The sequence below is a fragment of the Trinickia symbiotica genome (assembly GCF_003028655.1).
GTDB lineage: Bacteria > Pseudomonadota > Gammaproteobacteria > Burkholderiales > Burkholderiaceae > Trinickia > Trinickia symbiotica_A.
Window position 1 is genome coordinate 356740 of the sequence record NZ_PYUC01000005.1, and the last position, 15964, is coordinate 372703.

Here is a 15964-nt window from a genome sequence, read left to right on the forward strand (position 1 = left end):
CGATCATCGTTGCAAACCCTTTGCGAGACTCGCCGCGGTGACGAGCACGACGCCATCGTCGGTGCGATAAAAGCGCGCCGCATCCGCGGCTGGATCTTCGCCGATCACGGTTCCCTCCGGAATGGTGCAGCCGCGATCGATGACCACGCGCTGCAGCCGGCAACTGCGTCGGACCGTGACTTGCGGCAGCAGCACGGTCTCGCTCAGATTGCAGAACGACTCCACGCGCACCGAGGACGAGAGCACCGAGCGCGAGATCTGCGAACCCGAAATGACGCAACCGCCACACACTAGCAGGTTGGTTGCGACACCTTGTTGACCGTTGAGATCGCGCACGAACTTGGCCGGCGGCAACTGCTCCTGATTCGTCCAGATCGGCCAATTGCGATCGTAGAGATCGAGCGTCGGCACGGTCGATGCCAAATCGAGGTTGGCCGCCCAATAGGCGTCGATCGTGCCGACGTCGCGCCAGTACGGCGCCGCTTTCGGATCCGACGAGACGCACGACATCTGGAACGGATGGGCGATCGCTCGCTTTCGCGAGACGACGAGCGGAATGATGTCCTTGCCGAAGTCGTGCTCGCTGCGGATATTGGCAATGTTCTCGTCGAGCAGCGCGTACAGATAGTCCGCGTTGAAGAGGTAAATGCCCATGCTGGCGAGCGCGACGTCCGGTTTGTCCGGCACCGCGGGAGGGTCGGCCGGCTTCTCGACGAAGCCTGTGACGTTGCGGCGCGCGTCCACGGCCATGACGCCGAAGGCGGTCGCTTCCCGTCGCGGCACCTCGATACAGCCGACGGAGCATTCGGCTCCGGTTTCGACATGATCGAGCAGCATGCGCGCGTAATCCATCTTGTAGACGTGGTCGCCGGCCAGCACGACCACGAACCTCGGATTGATCGAGCGGATGATGTCGAGGTTCTGATAAACCGCATCGGCCGTTCCGCGATACCAATGCGCCCCGTCCACGCGCTGCTGCGCGGGCCACATATCGATGAACTCGCCGAACTCGCCGCGCAAAAATCCCCAGCCGCGCTGCAGATGACGCAAGAGCGAATGCGCCTTGTACTGCGTCACGACCGCAATCCGGCGTATGCCGGAGTTGAGGCAGTTCGACAAGGCGAAGTCGATGATTCGGTACTTGCCGCCGAAATGAACGGCCGGCTTGACGCGTTTGTCGGTCAGCGGGCCGAGGCGTGTGCCTCGCCCCCCGGCCAGCACGATGGCGAGCGTGGACCTTTGCAAGTCGTTGAGGCTTGCCGACGTCTCCATGAGTTGTCTCCTTCATGTTGCCGCCCTTGCCGCTGCCAACGGATTCTTTTCGTATGATCAATGGGCGCGTTTTGGGTGCTGACGCTCTCGCATCAAACCACGGCAGCCCGTTCAGAACAATCGCTGCACGACGCTCCGTTCGTCACCGCCATGCGCGGGCAGTCAATGATGGCACCGCGCACCCGTCCAAAACGGAAATCGTCTAGCCGATTCCGCATTAAGGAGGGCTCGATTGCGCTTCGTCTTCACCGGTGAGCACTCACTCGCCCACCCACGCGCCGCGCAAATCGCTTTCGTGCAATAGCTGCAAAAGCGTGGCCGCCGGCCGCGAGAGCCGCCTTGCGGCCAGCGCGATGAATTCGACGTCGGGCAGCGCAGGCAGGCTCGCGCGATTGACGGGCGGCGCGAGCCCCCGGGCCGCCAGATATTCGGCGCGCACGGTCACGCCGAGTCCGGCACGCGCCGCCGCGACGCAGCCGGCATGGCTGCTGCTCGTGCAGACGATTTGCCATGGCACGCCCGCTTGCGCGAGGGCGTCGAGCACGACGGCACGCGTCACACTCGGCTCGGCAACGAGAATCAATGGCAGCGGCTCGCCGGGATCGACGACGGTTCCGGTCCGAGCCAGCCATTCGAGCCGTCCGGTGAAAAGCGGCACCCCGCGGCGGTCGCCGAGACGACGCTTGCCGATCAGCAAATCGATCGCGCCCGCGTCGAGCAGCTCGTAAAGCCGGCCCGTCATCCCGATCGTGATCTCCAGCTCGACGTCGGGATGGGCGTCGCGAAACGCGGCGAGTACGGTCGGCAACGGCCCCAGCGCGACGTCGTCGGACGAGCCGAGCCGCACGCGCCCTTTCAGCTTCGAGCTGCGAAACTGCGTCTCCGCCTTCGCGATCGACTGCAGGATGACGCCCGCGTGGGCCAGCATCGCTTCGCCATCGGCCGTCAGGGCGACCGAATGCGTATCACGGACAAAGAGTCTGCGCCCGAGATGCTGCTCGAGACGCCGAATGTGCTCGCTGACGCTCGATTGCGTGAGCATCAATTGCCGGCCCGCCTCGGTGAAGCTGCGGCCGCGCGCGACGGTGACGAAAGTCTTGAGCCAGATGGGATTGAGCATGGGCGATTGTTATCGGCAACGCCGATAACAGTCAACATCTTGAGGGTGGTTCCCGATCGACGAGGCTGTCCCTATCATTTAGTGGTCCCCGCCGAGCCCAAACGCCCAAATGAGTCGAAACACCCAAGGCCTGTCCGAAACCGCATTGCTCTGGATCGTCGCGGGCGGCTTTTTCATGCAGTCGCTCGATACGACGATCGTCAATACGGCCCTCCCATCGATCGCTCAGAGCCTGCACGAAGCGCCGCTTGCCACGCGTCCGATCGTCGTCGCCTATACGCTGACGATGGCAATGCTCACGCCGGCCTCCGGGTGGCTTGCCGATACGTTCGGCACGCGCCGCGTCTATTTTTCGGCGATCCTCGTTTTCGTGATCGGCTCAATCTGCTGCGCGAGCGCACACACGCTTCCCGAGCTCGTGATCGCGCGCGTGCTGCAAGGCATCGGCGGTTCGATGCTGCTGCCGATCGGGCGGCTCGCGGTGCTGCGCAGCATCCCCGGCGAAGCTTACGTCGCGGCGCTCGCCTTCGTCTCGATCGCGGGACAGGTGGGGCCGATCCTCGGCCCGACGCTCGGCGGCTGGCTCGCGCAATCGGCCTCGTGGCATTGGATCTTCCTCATCAACGTGCCGATCGGCGCCGTCGGCCTCGTCGCCGTGCATCGCTTTCTTCCGTCCGACGCGATGCCGGCGAAGGCTCGGCCGTTCGACTGGATCGGCTGCGCGCTGCTCTCGGTCGCGATGGTCGCGTTCTCGCTCGCGGTGGAGCCGCCCTCGCAGGCACACCGCGCCGTCCTGGCCCCGCTGCTGTTCGCGCTCGCCGTCGCAGCCGCGCTCGCTTACATTCCTTACGCGAAGCGGCGCCGCGATCCGCTCTTCGAGCTCGCGCTCTTTCGCGAGCCCAATTTCAGCTTGGGGCTCGTGGGGAACCTCGTCTGCCGCGTCGGCTCGAGCGCCGTGCCGTTTTTGCTGCCGCTGCTCTTGCAGCTCGAGCTCGGCTACACGCCGCTGCATTCGGGCCTCATGATGCTGCCGGCCGCATTGGCCGGCACGCTCGCGAAGCGCTGGATCGCCCCGCTCATCAAGCGCTATGGCTACGATGCATTCCTCTTCGTCAACACCTTGATCGTCGGCGGCTCCATCGCCGCGTTCGCGCTCGTCTCGCGCGGCGTGCCTATCGTCGTCGACATCGTCGTGCTCGCCGTCTTCGGCGCTTCGAACTCGATGCAGTTCGCGGCGATGAACAGCGTCACGCTCAAGGGCCTGTCGAGCCGCGACGCAAGCAGCGGCAACAGCCTCTTCTCGATGGTGCAGATGCTCGCGATGGGGCTCGGTGTGTCGATCGGCGGAGGCCTCGTCGAATGGTTTTCCGAGCAGTGGGGATCGCCCGTCCTCGCATTTCGCATCAGCTTCGTGAGCGTCGGACTCATCACATTGGTTTCCGCGCTCGTCTTCCGCCGGCTCGAGGAAACCGCTTCGCCAGGGGCGCCCTTGCACGCTCGGTAGGACGCGTTGCGAGAAGCGTGCGCGAGGCGCGCTTCGGGCGGGTTAAAATACCCCCCTTTCCCTGATCGAGCCCATCGATATGTCCCTCGCCTCCACGCCCGAGATCATCGCCGAACTGAAGGCCGGCCGCATGGTGATCCTCGTCGACGAAGAAGATCGCGAAAACGAGGGCGACCTCGTCCTGGCCGCCGACTTCGTCACCCCGGAAGCGATCAACTTCATGGCGCGCTACGGCCGCGGCCTCATTTGTCTGACGCTGACGCAGGAACGCTGCAAGCTGCTCAACTTGCCGCTCATGACCTACAGAAACGGCACGCAGTACGGCACCGCGTTCACCGTCAGCATCGAAGCCGCCGAAGGCGTGACGACGGGCATCTCCGCTGCCGACCGCGCCCGCACGGTCGCGGCGGCCGTCGCGCGCGACGCGCGTCCGGAGGACGTCGTGCAACCGGGTCACGTGTTCCCGATCATGGCGCAGCCGGGCGGCGTGCTCGTGCGCGCCGGGCATACGGAGGCCGGCTGCGACCTCGCGGCGCTGGCCGGGCTTACGCCCGCCGCCGTCATCTGCGAAGTCATCAAGGACGACGGGACGATGGCCCGGCTGCCGGATCTCGTCGAGTTCGCGGAGCAGCATGGCCTCAAGGTGGGCACGATCGCCGATCTGATTCATTACCGCAGCCGCACCGAGTCGATCGTCTCGCGTGTCTGCGAACGCACGATGGAAACGGCGCATGGCGCGTTTCGCGCGGTGCTCTACCTGGACCAGCCGAGCGGCTCGCCGCACCTCGCGCTCGTACGCGGCACGCCCACGCCCGATCGCGAGACGCCCGTGCGCGTGCACGAGCCGCTTTCGGTGCTCGACCTGCTCGAAGTGGGCACTTCGACGCACTCGTGGACGCTCGATGCCGCCATGAAAGAAATCGCGGCGCGCGATCTCGGCGTCGTCGTCTTGCTGAACTGCGGCGATACGAAAGAGCATCTGATCGATCTCTTCAAGGCGTTCGACGAGAAGGAGAAAGCCGAGCAGCTCAAGCGCCGCCCGGTCGACTTCAAGACCTACGGCGTCGGCGCGCAGATTCTGCGCGAGCTCGGCGTTGGCAAGATGCAGGTATTGTCGAATCCGCGTCGGCTCGGCAGCATGTCGGGCTATGGCCTCGAAGTCACCGGCTTCGTGTCCATGCCGGGCGCCGCCACGGCGCGAAGCGCATAATCTGCCGTCGATACGCTCACGTCCGCCGCGCTGGCGCGTGCCCTCTCCCCTTATTCAACGGACTTCTTCATGGAAATCGGACAATATCAACCGAACCTCGACGGCGACGGCCTGCGTGTCGGCATCGTCCAGTCGCGCTTTAACGAGCCGGTTTGCAACGGGCTCGCCGACGCCTGCGTCGAAGAGCTCGAACGGCTCGGCGTGGCGGGCGAGGACGTGCTGCTCGTCACCGTGCCCGGTGCGCTCGAAATTCCGCTCGCGCTGCAAAAGCTCGCCGAGAGCGGGCAGTTCGACGCGCTGATCGCGCTCGGCGCCGTCGTTCGCGGCGAGACGTACCACTTCGAGCTCGTTTCGAACGAAAGCGGCAACGGCATTTCGCGCATCGCGCTCGATTTCGGCATTCCGGTCGCCAACGGTGTGCTTACGACCGATACCGACGAGCAAGCCGTGGCGCGCATGGCCGAGAAGGGCCGCGATGCCGCGCGTGTCGCCGTGGAAATGGCGAACCTTTCGGTCGCGCTCGAACAGCTGAGCGGCGACGACGAAGAAGACGAAGACGAGGAAGAAGAGGACGAGGCATGAAAAGCGCCCGCCGCCGCTCCCGTGAACTGGCCATGCAGGGGCTGTATCAGTGGCTGCTGTCGGGTGCGCCCGCAGGCGAAATCGACGCGCAGCTGCGCGGCGCGCAAGGCTTCGACAAGGCGGACACGGAGCACCTCGACGCGATCCTGCACGGCGTCATCCGCGAGTCGGCGACGCTGTCCGCCGATCTCGCGCCGTGCCTCGATCGGCCGATCGATCAGCTCTCGCCCGTCGAGCGCGCGGTGTTGCTCGTCGCCGCGTACGAGTTCAAAAGCCACCTCGACATTCCGTACCGTGTCGTCATCAACGAAGCCGTCGAGCTCGCCAAGACGTTTGGCGGCGCGGACGGCTACAAGTACGTGAACGGCGTGCTCGACAAGCTGGCGCTGAAGCTGCGCCCCGCGGAAACGCAGGCGGGACGAGGCCAGCGCGGTTGATTTGATCATGAACGCAGTGGAATCGCTCGCCTCGCCGGAGGACCTCATGGGCGGAGTCGGCGCGGGTCTCCCACACGAAGCCCGGCTCGCGTCTCCGAAACTCGCCTCGCGAATCGACGCGATCGCCCCCTTCTACGTGATGGAGCTCGCCAAGGAGGCCGCGCTGCTCGAACGCGCGGGACGCCGGATCATCCACATGGGAATCGGCGAACCGGATTTCACGGCGCCGGAGCCCGTCATTGCGGCAGCCACCGAGGCGTTGCGGCGCGGCGTGACGCAATACACGGGCGCGCTCGGCATCACGGCGCTGCGCGAAGCCATCGCGGCGCACTATGCGAGCGTCTACGGGCTCTCGATCGATCCCGCTCGGATCGTCGTGACGGCGGGCGCGTCGGCGGCATTGCTGCTCGCCTGCGCGGCGCTCGTCGATCGCGACGACGAGGTGCTGATGCCCGATCCGTCCTACCCGTGCAATCGGCACTTCGTCGCGGCTACCGAGGGCAAGCCGGTGCTCGTGCCGAGCGGGCCGCAGGCGCGCTTCCAGCTCACCGCGGACGATATCGCGCGGCACTGGGGGCCCCGCACGCGCGGCGTGCTGCTCGCCTCGCCGTCGAATCCGACCGGCACTTCGATCGCGCCGGCCGAGCTCGAGCGCATCGTCAAAGCCGTGCGAGCACGCGGCGGCTTCACGATCGTCGATGAAATCTATCAGGGGCTCTGGTATGACGCGCGCCCCGTTTCGGCGCTCTCTTTCGGCGACGACGTCGTCACGGTCAACAGCTTCTCGAAATACTTCAACATGACCGGTTGGCGGCTCGGCTGGCTCGTCGTGCCGACCGCGATGATCGGGGCATTCGAGAAGCTCGCGCAGAACCTTTTCATCTGCGCTTCCGCGCTCGCGCAGCACGCGGCGCTCGCCTGCTTCGAGCCTGAGACGATCGAGATCTATGAAGCGCGTCGTCTGGAGTTCAAGCGCCGCCGCGACTACCTCGTGCCGGCACTGCAGCAACTCGGCTTGTCGGTGCCCGTCATGCCTGATGGGGCGTTCTATGTCTATGCGGACTGCCGCGGCGCCCCGCATCCGGCAGCCGGCGACAGCGCGGCGCTGACGAAAGCCATCCTTCACGATGCGGGCGTCGCGCTCGTGCCAGGCCTCGATTTTGGCAGCTGCGCGCCGCGCAACCACATTCGCATTTCATACGCCACCGCCTACCCGCTGCTGGAAGAAGCCGTCGCGCGGCTCGGGCGGCTCTTCGGGCGCTGAGTTCGGCGTAAGTGCCGTCGGGATACGTACCGACGGCATTCTTTCGAGGGGTAAGCGAACCGCGCGCCGAGAGGCGCGCAAGAGAGGAGGAGCCGAGCGCTTGCGCGCGACAGACGGCGAAGCGTCTACTTACGACGCAAGCTCGGCTGAATTGACGTGCGGCGCGCTCGCGCTCGTATCGTCGGATTGGGTCGACGAGGGCGCCGGCGAGTTGGCCTTCGCCGGCCCCGCAGCGGCAGCGGGATGGCCGCCATTCATCGCAACCTGCACGCGCTTCGAGGTCGACGCGACGACGGGATGCGTCGGCGCCTGCGGCGCATTCACAGGCACCTGCCGGCCACGCGCGACGTCGCGCAGGCGCGAGCGCTCGGCCATCACCTTGGCGCCGTAGCCGCCGTCGTCGCTCGACGTCGATCCCACATAGAGACGAAGTCCGTCGGGGAGCGAGCCGCCGCGTGCGATGCAGTCCTTCAGCACGAGCGCCCCGACCGTGATGTTCGCGAGCGGCTGGAGCGCAGCGGATTGCCCGCCGAAGTACTGGAACTTATCGGAGTGAACCTTGGACATGACCTGCATCAGACCGCGCGCGCCGACACCACTTTCGGCGTAGGGATTGAAGCCCGATTCGATCGCCATCACGGCGAGCAGCAGGAGCGGGTCGAGACCGACTTGGCGCCCCGTATCGAAGGCCGCCTTCACGAGATCGCTGACCGGCTCTTGCGCGACGTGATAGCGCCGCGCGATGTACGACGCGACGAGGGCCTGCTCACGGACGGAGACGAGCACGCGGTCGTCGCGCGCGTCGGGGGCGACACGCTGCGACGAGACCATCTTCGCGAGAAAATCGAGACTCGCGGCCGAACGGCCGTCGACCGCACCGGGTGCGCTCACGGGGAGCCCGCTCGCGCCGCTACCGTCGAACGCGCCGTCATAGCGCGTGTTATCGATACCGGGCTCGGCCGCCGCGACCGAGTCTTCGCCGGCAACCGCGTTCGCGGGGGCGAAGGGCGGCAGCGGGTGCCCGCTCAAGAGCCGCGCCGGGCCGGCCTCGACGGCAGCGCTCAGCACGGGCATGAGCTTGGCCGCGAGCGTGCCGCGCACGGTCGGCAACAGCCAGAGCATGAGCGAGATCGCGATGGCGCAAGCGCCGACGACGCTGAGCAGAAGGTGGCTGACACGCGTCCCGCGGTGCAGCGCAGCGCGAACGGCAAGCGCTACACGCGCATCGGGACGCCACGATAACCAAGCATTCATTCAGTTCTCCCATTGAGCATGGCTTGCCGAGCGATGAAGCCGAGCATCGAGCGCTCGTGTTGCAAGCCAAGGCGTCGCGGGCCTTGGTCGGGACCGCGGCAACGCCGGGATACGGCGAAGTGTCGTTGGTTACGACACCGACCGTGTGGAGAGCCACGTCGGAGCAAAAGGACCGGCGGCGCGCCGTGCGGCGTGCACGCGGTGGCTCTCACGCAAAAAACGCCAGCGGCGACAACGAGGCGCGCTGGCAATGGCAACCAACTAATCGGACCGTGTAACGTCGTGCAGGGGCGGCGTACGGTGACGCGTTGCGTCCATGACCGGGGGAAAGTGAACTCGAACCGCATTGGCCCTGCAGCCAATGCGGACGGATTCTAGCAGGGTTTTATAGATCGTCAATGCTACAAAAACCAAAATCTATGACAAAAAGTAATTAAAGTCTCGCCGGAATCGGCCGAAAACTACGCGCCGCGCGCGTTTCGGCGACTTTTACCGGGTGGGCCGATCAGGGTACGAACATGCGATCGATCCCCGCCGCGGGTAGAATCGCAGGCCACTCAGCGCCGGTCATCGATCGTCTGAAACCGCCGCTTCACCGCGCCGCCGATGCGGCCGCCAAAATCGTAAGCCCATGAAATACAAAGATTTGCGCGACTTCACCGGTCGCCTCGAGGAAGCCGGCGAGCTGCGCCGCATCCGCCAACCCGTCTCGCCGGTGCTCGAGATGACCGAGCTCTGCGACCGTGTGCTGCGCGCCGGCGGGCCCGCCCTGCTCTTCGATGCTCCGCCCGGCTACGCATTTCCGGTCCTTGGCAATCTGTTCGGTACGACGCGCCGAATCGCGCTCGGCATGGGCATCGACGAGACGGCGGCCGCCAGCGACGACGCGGCGCTCCAATCGTTGCGCGACGTTGGCCGATTGCTGTCGGCGCTCAAGGAACCGGAGCCGCCGCGCGGGCTGCGCGACGCGGGCAAGCTTCTCACGCTCGCGAAGGCAGTCTGGGACATGGCGCCGAAGACCGTCAGCGCCCCGCCCTGCCAGGAGGTCGTGCTCGAAGGGGACGACGTCGATCTCGCCAAGCTGCCGATTCAAACCTGCTGGCCCGGTGACGCCGCCCCGCTCGTCACGTGGGGCCTCACGGTTACACGCGGGCCGAACAAGACGCGGCAGAACCTCGGGATCTACCGGCAGCAGCTGATCGGTCGCAACAAGCTCATCATGCGTTGGCTCGCGCACCGCGGCGGGGCGCTGGATTTCCGCGAGTTCGCGCTGAAAAACCCGGGCAAGCCTTATCCCGTGGCGGTCGTGCTCGGCGCCGATCCGGCGACGATACTCGGCGCCGTCACGCCCGTACCCGACACGCTCTCCGAATACCAGTTCGCGGGACTCTTGCGAGGCGGACGCACCGAGCTCGCCAAATGCCTGACGCCCGGCGTCGATACGTTGCAGGTGCCGGCGCGGGCAGAGATCGTTCTCGAAGGGTTCATCCATCCGCAAAACGGCGAGCCGACCGCCGCGCCGATCGGTGCGCCGCCACGGCCGCATCAAAGCGCGACCGCTCCGTACGAGCATGCGCTGGAAGGACCGTACGGCGACCACACGGGCTACTACAACGAACAGGACTGGTTCCCCGTCTTCACGGTCGAACGAATCACGATGCGCCGCGACGCCGTCTACCACTCGACCTACACGGGCAAGCCGCCCGACGAGCCCGCCATGCTCGGCGTCGCGCTCAATGAAGTCTTGGTGCCGATTCTGCAAAAGCAATTTCCCGAGATCACGGACTTTTATCTGCCGCCCGAGGGATGCAGCTACCGGATGGCGATCGTGCAGATGAAGAAGAGCTATCCGGGTCATGCGAAGCGCGTGATGTTCGGCGTCTGGAGCTTTCTGCGTCAGTTCATGTATACGAAGTTCATTGTCGTCGTCGACGAAGACGTTAACGTGCGCGATTGGAAAGAGGTGGTGTGGGCCATCACGACGCGCATCGATCCGGCGCGCGATACCGTGCTCGTCGAGAACACGCCGATCGACTATCTCGATTTCGCGTCGCCCGTGTCGGGCCTTGGGTCGAAGATGGGGCTCGACGCGACGAACAAGTGGCCTGGCGAAACCGATCGCGAATGGGGCCGTCCGATCGAGATGGACCCGGCCGTGAAAGCGCGCGTCGATTCGCTATGGGAGCAGTTGGGCTTCGGCCGTTGACGCACCTGCGGCGAGAGCCGAATAGGGCGAAGCAGCGCGCTTCGCGCCGCCGCGGCCACACCTACGATCGAACAGATAGCAGCAGATAGCCGATAGCGCACGCATGCATTCCGCCTCCATGTTGTCGAACGGATTCTTTCTTTCACTCTCCCTTTGTCTCGACATCGGGCTCGTGAATGTCGCGATCTTGTCGCTGACGCTCTCGCGCGGCTTCAAGCCCGGGTTCTGGCTCGGGCTCGGCTCGTGTTTCGGCGATCTCGCGTACGCGATGCTTGCGCTTGCCGGCATGGCCGCACTGCTGCGCTTCGACGCGGTACGCTGGCTCGTATGGGTCGGCGGGGGCGCGATGCTGCTCTATCTCACGTGGAAAATGGCGCGCGAAGCGCTTTTCTCGAAGGCCCCGCACGCAGTCGCGGCACCCGATCAAGCAACACTCCCCGAGGTATCGACGGGAAGGTCCTCGCGAGCGTTCGCGCGCGGCGTGATGCTTGCCATCTCCTCGCCCTCGGCGATCGTCTGGTTCGCGGCCGTGGGCGGCGCGCTTATCGCGAAAGCCGGTGCAACCGATGCGCGCGCCGCGTCGATCTTTCTCGGCGGCTTCTTTCTCGGCGGACTTTGCTGGACGCTTTTTCTTTGCACGCTCGCCAGCCAAGGCCGCAAGCGCGCCGGCGCGGGGCTGCTGCGCATCTGCCATATCGCTTCGGCCGTGCTGTTCGCTTATCTATCCTATAGCGTCATCGTCGACGGATACCGCAGCCTCGTGATGCAAGGCGCCTGACGGACGAAATGAAAACGGCGCAGCGCGGCTTTGGAGGCCGCGGTGCGCCGGTCGAGAGCGGCGTTTGCCGCAGTGTGCGGTACCTTGTCAGGTCCCGCTTGAAGCCTTACCACTCACGCCAGTGGCGATGATGTCGCCAATATGGACGTCCCCAATAGCCGCCGACATACACGCCGGGCGGAGGCGCGTAATAGACAGGCGGCGGAGGCGCATAGTAGACGGGTGGCGGAGGCGCGTAATAAACAGGCGGCGGTGCGGCATAGACAGGATACGCGGGCGCCACCGGCACGCCGATGCCGACCCCGATCGAGACATGCGCCTGCGCCGTCGCGGCGAACCCTGCACCGAGCGCAGCGACAGCCAGCAACGAGACGAGCTTTTTCATTTGTTTCCCCTAGCAGCGCACGCATGCGGCAGCAATCGACAACCTGCCGCCGCACGGCGGCTCACGTCTCTAATGTATAGAAAAAGGGGCGTCGCCGCCGTTTTCATGTGTTTCAAAATGCAATCGGGGGCGGATGCCGAGGAGTGCGCTTTGCGCGGGAGAAGGTCGAGTGGGAGGCGGTCGATCAGCTTTTACCGATCACCCGGCGTCATCGCCCAAACGATCGGTAATGTTTGATTACAAAATGATGGGCGCAGGCAGGCGCCGACAACGCGCCCGTGCTCATGGGCGCGTGCTGCGCCCTGTCGCGGTACGGCCATGCGCTGCGTGCGAATCGGATTGAGAGGCGTGTCGCGTGCACGTCATCCGACCTTCACGTAGGTGAATTCGCGCGTGATGCTGGGCGGCACGTAGGCTTCGCCGATTTTTACGCGCGGGGTCAGGCGTTTGCGCTGGTCCCACCAGAGCCGGCGTTGCGAACGGCTGAGAAACCTCAGGTGCTTGCGATAGGAAAAGACGTTCATCGCTACCTCCACAGGTGACTGCACACAGGAACTCTCCGAGGAACGAAATTGCGACTTCATCCGTACCTTCATCCACCTACTGGGTGCCGCGCGATCCGACGATCGCACCACTCATCGGGCAACCCAACCGGCGCCTACGCACTGCATGAGGCATGCCAGGTTCCTGCCGAATGGCGCGCCTCCACCTACATACGACCCTCGACTGCAATCGGCGAGTATCAGCACGAACCCCGTGTTGCGCTGCAACCACGGCGTCAGCACAGGCGACTCGCCTTTCGCGCCGACCCCGCGGCGAAACGTCACTTTTTCCGTCGAACGGATCCATTCATGGCACGTATTCCACGCTTCTCGTGCACTTTTTTACCAATCTTCGCCGTCGATTTCTTCAACGCGCCGCGTCGCCGTGCCGCCGTCGCGGCCCGCCGGTGGACGGTGCGCGAAACGCGGCGGCTGGCCCCGTCAGCCCACCCGGAGTTTCCCGAGGTGACTTTTTCTCGCCTTTATCGTTAAGAACGTTCACCGCGTTCGCTCGCCGAACTTTCAGCTTCGTCTTACCGATGTCGTCTTTTTAGACGTTCGCGGCGGGGGGATCGGTACGATCGCGAACAGATGTGTGGTTCGGCGCAAGGACCGCTGACAGGCACAATCGCCCGCACGAGATGCAAGCCTGAATTAACCCGTGATATGGTGACGGCCAGCGCCCGGCGCGCATCGGACGCGGACCGGACGCAAACCGACGCAAATTGGCCTTTCCGCCACGATAATCCGACGAAAACGCAAGAATAAGGACCCAAGATGTTCGGCGATATCGCCCGCTTTCTACTCAATACGGTATTTACCCTGTTCGGCGCAGCGCTCCTGTTGCGCGCGTGGATGCTCGCGGTTCGGATGCCGCCTTATAACCCCGTGGCGCACGCCGTGATGCAGGCGACGAACTGGCTCGTGCTGCCGCTCAGGCACGTCTTCAAGACCACGCGCGGGATCGATTGGGCCAGCCTCGTCGCGGCCTTGATCGCCGCTGTCGTCTATGTGGCGCTGATGGTGTTCATTTCGGGCGTCGATCCGCTCGGGCTCACGCCCATCGTTGCGGTGGTCGCGCTGCTCACGCTCGTCAAGTGGGCGCTGAACCTGCTGATCTGGCTGACGATCCTGATGGCGCTGCTGTCGTGGCTCAATCCGCACTCGCCCGCCATGCCGATCCTCTATCAGCTGACGGCGCCGTTTCTCGATCCGCTGCGCCGCGTCCTCCCGCATTTCGGCGGCATCGACCTTTCGCCGATCCTTCTGTTCGTCATCGTTCAGGTGTTGCTGATGATTGTGACGCGCGTGGCCGTCTCGCTGACTTTTTTCAGCATTTGAGGTCGCGGCCGTTCGGTTTTCACACCGATTCGCCGCCACCGATGACGCCGAAGCGCGCCGGTATGATCGCGTAGATCGCGCGCGCTTTTTCTTGCGCGACGCGATCGATGAGCCGCTGCGCCTCGGCCTCCGTCACGACGAACTCCACTTCGATCGCGAGCGAGCCTTGTAGCTCGAAAAAGCGGTCTTCGTGCAGGACCCGGTGCTTGCCGAAACCCGCCATCGCCCGAAAGGCCGAGCCGCCTGTGACGCCCATCTGATTCGCTTCATCGAGCAGCCACTCCCAAAGCGGCTTCCAGTGCAGTCGATGGTTCTCGTGAACGTAAAAGCGCAAAAGCACATGGTCGTCCATGATGGTCTCCCGCCAGCGGCGGCCGCCCCCGCATAAGCGAGGGCAGCGCAATTTCAGCCGATCGTCAGGCCGCGACTAGCCATATGCGCGCCGTCCACATACCGAGCGCCGTCAACGTGAACGATCCGAGCATGTGCACCGCCGATGCGGCGATAGCCCATCCGATCTGACCTTGAGACAACAGTGTGACAACCTCGGCCGAAAACGTCGAGAACGTCGTCAACCCGCCCATGAATCCCGTGATGATGAAGAGCCGCCATTCGGGCGGGATGCCGGCCTTCGCCGAGAAAAAAACGATCGCCACGCCGATCAGATATCCGCCGATCATGTTCGATGCAAGCGTTCCGAGCGGCACCGTCGGGAACACGGCGTTCAGGCTGAGACTCAAGACCCAGCGCAGCAATGCGCCCAAGCCGGCGCCGATGAAGATGGAGAGTATCGAGTAGATCAACGTGGGTTCCTGGTTCGAGTGATGTTGGTAGACCGAACCAAGGCCAGCGGCGCGATGTGCGCGAACGCCTACCGTCCCCGGCTCGGGGTGGGGTAGGCATCATCAGCCACGCGGGCGGTTGAAGGAGGAATGCCATCTCCTGAAGCGCAAGCCGGTGGACGGCCGGCGCGGCGCCAGGCTCGAGGCCGGGCGCAACGACGCGATACTTTATGCGGTTCGGGCGCGCAAGGCAACTGCGCGGGCGCGAGCGGCGCAATGCCCGATGGTGGTCGGAAATGTCACCGGTCATCGATCAATGCCCGCTTCGGCAGACCGGCCGGCAAATGCCAATCAGCGTCACTTCCGCGAACACTGCCGAGCCGTGGACAGCAAATGTCATTCAGAAGACATCGCTGCCCGATCGCCGCTCCTACACTGCGCAGCAAGCCGGGTCGAGCCCCTCGCCCCGACTGCCCGTAACGAGAAAAAAGGAGACGCGATGCGCTACGCCAACAAGGTTATGTCCGTGGACGAGGCGGTTGCTCACGTCCGCGGCGGCAGTCGCCTGATGCTGGGCGAGTTCGTGGGCGCCGGCGAGCCGGCGTGCTGCATCGAGGCGCTGCTCGCCAGTGGCGTCGGGGAGCTCACGCTGATCACCAATACGCCGGGGCTGCGCGGCGGCTTTCTGAAGGCGCGGCTGTTTGCTTCGGGTCAGCTCGCCGAATTCATCGGCACGCACGTCGGCACCACCGATGAGTCGACGCAAGCGTACTTGAGCGACAGCGTCCGTGTGGCCGAATTTTTTCCGATGGGCACTTGGGCCGAGAAAGTGCGCGCGGGCGCGATGGGCCTGGGCGGTGTGCTCGTGCCGGTGGGCGTCGGCATTCTCGATCAGCCGGGCATGTTCCGCGCGCGTGGCGGTCCCAAGCCGACGATCGCCGTGGACGGCCTCACCTGCTTCGTCGAGCCGCCGTTGCGCGCCGATGTGTCGATCATCAAGGGGTGGCGCGCCGATACGTTCGGCAATGTGGAGTTTCGCGGCACGGCGCTGCAGAACCAGCGCGACATCGCCATGGCCGGCGAGTACACCATCGTGGAGGTGAACGAGATCGTGGAGGTGGGCGCGATTCCGCCCGAGCGCGTCGGCTGCCCGGGCGTGTTCGTCGACGCGGTCGTGCAAGGGTTGTCATTGGAGGATCAGCACACGTTATACAAGCGGCACTGGACCAAGCTGGGGCGCCTGCCGGCCGCGGCCCCCGCCGTTGCCTGACCCCGGAAACCAAGGAG

General features: G+C 65.0%; 17 protein-coding genes and 1 riboswitch. Of the genes, 10 read left to right on the plus strand and 7 right to left on the minus strand.

What is annotated here, in order from left to right; all coding sequences use genetic code 11:
• Positions 1–3 precede the first annotated feature (3 nt).
• Together glgC and C9I57_RS12440 are read right to left on the minus strand one after the other, a co-directional pair.
• Positions 4–1272: a glucose-1-phosphate adenylyltransferase gene (gene glgC / locus C9I57_RS12435; RefSeq protein WP_107150949.1), complete on the minus strand. Its 1269-nt coding sequence runs from the start codon at positions 1270–1272 to the stop codon at positions 4–6.
• A 259-nt stretch (positions 1273–1531) separates the two neighbouring features.
• Positions 1532–2392 carry a LysR substrate-binding domain-containing protein gene (locus C9I57_RS12440; protein ID WP_107150950.1) on the minus strand — a complete coding sequence of 287 codons (861 nt, stop codon included), beginning with the start codon at positions 2390–2392 and terminating at the stop codon, positions 1532–1534.
• 109 nt (positions 2393–2501) lie between these two features.
• Here C9I57_RS12440 and mdtD point away from each other — a divergent pair, with 109 nt between their 5' ends.
• The 5 genes from mdtD to C9I57_RS12465 all read left to right on the plus strand — a co-directional run bounded on the left by mdtD (position 2502) and on the right by C9I57_RS12465 (position 7389).
• Positions 2502–3896, plus strand: coding sequence for a multidrug transporter subunit MdtD (mdtD, locus tag C9I57_RS12445; protein WP_107150951.1), 1395 nt, complete (start codon positions 2502–2504; stop codon positions 3894–3896).
• 79 nt (positions 3897–3975) lie between these two features.
• The gene (ribBA, locus tag C9I57_RS12450; protein WP_107150952.1) at positions 3976–5106 is read left to right on the plus strand and encodes a bifunctional 3,4-dihydroxy-2-butanone-4-phosphate synthase/GTP cyclohydrolase II; all 1131 of its coding nucleotides are present in this window, start codon (positions 3976–3978) and stop codon (positions 5104–5106) included.
• A gap of 69 nt (positions 5107–5175) precedes the next feature.
• Positions 5176–5688 (plus strand): 6,7-dimethyl-8-ribityllumazine synthase, encoded by a 513-nt coding sequence (gene ribH / locus C9I57_RS12455; protein ID WP_018442167.1) that lies wholly within the window; start codon positions 5176–5178, stop codon positions 5686–5688.
• Positions 5685–6125 carry a transcription antitermination factor NusB gene (nusB, locus tag C9I57_RS12460; RefSeq protein ID WP_107150953.1) on the plus strand — a complete coding sequence of 147 codons (441 nt, stop codon included), beginning with the start codon at positions 5685–5687 and terminating at the stop codon, positions 6123–6125. Before ribH ends, nusB begins: the two co-directional genes overlap by 4 nt.
• Before the next feature lie 46 nt (positions 6126–6171).
• On the plus strand, positions 6172–7389 hold the full coding sequence (locus C9I57_RS12465; protein WP_107151083.1) for a pyridoxal phosphate-dependent aminotransferase: 1218 nt from the start codon (positions 6172–6174) through the stop codon (positions 7387–7389).
• Positions 7390–7518: 129 nt separating this feature from the next.
• Here C9I57_RS12465 and C9I57_RS12470 read toward each other — a convergent pair whose 3' ends face one another.
• Positions 7519–8643 carry a lytic transglycosylase domain-containing protein gene (locus C9I57_RS12470; protein WP_107150954.1) on the minus strand — a complete coding sequence of 375 codons (1125 nt, stop codon included), beginning with the start codon at positions 8641–8643 and terminating at the stop codon, positions 7519–7521.
• Positions 8644–9274: 631 nt separating this feature from the next.
• On the opposite strand from C9I57_RS12470, the gene C9I57_RS12480 reads away from it, so the two are divergent.
• Both C9I57_RS12480 and C9I57_RS12485 read left to right on the plus strand, forming a co-directional pair.
• Positions 9275–10849, plus strand: coding sequence for a UbiD family decarboxylase (locus C9I57_RS12480; protein ID WP_107150956.1), 1575 nt, complete (start codon positions 9275–9277; stop codon positions 10847–10849).
• Positions 10850–10952: 103 nt separating this feature from the next.
• Positions 10953–11627, plus strand: a complete 675-nt coding sequence (locus C9I57_RS12485; protein ID WP_107150957.1) for a LysE family translocator — start codon at positions 10953–10955, stop codon at positions 11625–11627.
• Between the two features lie 106 nt (positions 11628–11733).
• Here C9I57_RS12485 and C9I57_RS12490 read toward each other — a convergent pair whose 3' ends face one another.
• Together C9I57_RS12490 and C9I57_RS32740 are read right to left on the minus strand one after the other, a co-directional pair.
• A complete protein-coding gene (locus tag C9I57_RS12490) occupies positions 11734–12012 on the minus strand; it encodes a hypothetical protein (protein WP_107150958.1) in 279 nt (92 codons plus the stop codon).
• 362 nt (positions 12013–12374) lie between these two features.
• Positions 12375–12536, minus strand: a complete 162-nt coding sequence (locus C9I57_RS32740) for a hypothetical protein (RefSeq protein ID WP_018442160.1) — start codon at positions 12534–12536, stop codon at positions 12375–12377.
• 327 nt (positions 12537–12863) lie between these two features.
• Here C9I57_RS32740 and C9I57_RS32425 point away from each other — a divergent pair, with 327 nt between their 5' ends.
• Together C9I57_RS32425 and C9I57_RS12495 are read left to right on the plus strand one after the other, a co-directional pair.
• A complete protein-coding gene (locus C9I57_RS32425) occupies positions 12864–13046 on the plus strand; it encodes a hypothetical protein (RefSeq protein WP_146166206.1) in 183 nt (60 codons plus the stop codon).
• A 285-nt stretch (positions 13047–13331) separates the two neighbouring features.
• Positions 13332–13895 carry a YggT family protein gene (locus C9I57_RS12495; RefSeq protein ID WP_107150959.1) on the plus strand — a complete coding sequence of 188 codons (564 nt, stop codon included), beginning with the start codon at positions 13332–13334 and terminating at the stop codon, positions 13893–13895.
• 19 nt (positions 13896–13914) lie between these two features.
• Here C9I57_RS12495 and C9I57_RS12500 read toward each other — a convergent pair whose 3' ends face one another.
• Together C9I57_RS12500 and crcB are read right to left on the minus strand one after the other, a co-directional pair.
• Positions 13915–14247 (minus strand): DUF190 domain-containing protein, encoded by a 333-nt coding sequence (locus C9I57_RS12500; protein ID WP_107150960.1) that lies wholly within the window; start codon positions 14245–14247, stop codon positions 13915–13917.
• A 64-nt stretch (positions 14248–14311) separates the two neighbouring features.
• Positions 14312–14698: a fluoride efflux transporter CrcB gene (gene crcB, locus C9I57_RS12505; RefSeq protein WP_107150961.1), complete on the minus strand. Its 387-nt coding sequence runs from the start codon at positions 14696–14698 to the stop codon at positions 14312–14314.
• A gap of 86 nt (positions 14699–14784) precedes the next feature.
• Positions 14785–14847: riboswitch (Fluoride riboswitch) on the minus strand.
• 329 nt (positions 14848–15176) lie between these two features.
• On the opposite strand from crcB, the gene C9I57_RS12510 reads away from it, so the two are divergent.
• Complete coding sequence (locus tag C9I57_RS12510; RefSeq protein ID WP_107150962.1) at positions 15177–15947, plus strand: CoA transferase subunit A; 771 nt, start codon at positions 15177–15179, stop codon at positions 15945–15947.
• Positions 15948–15964: the final 17 nt, after the last annotated feature.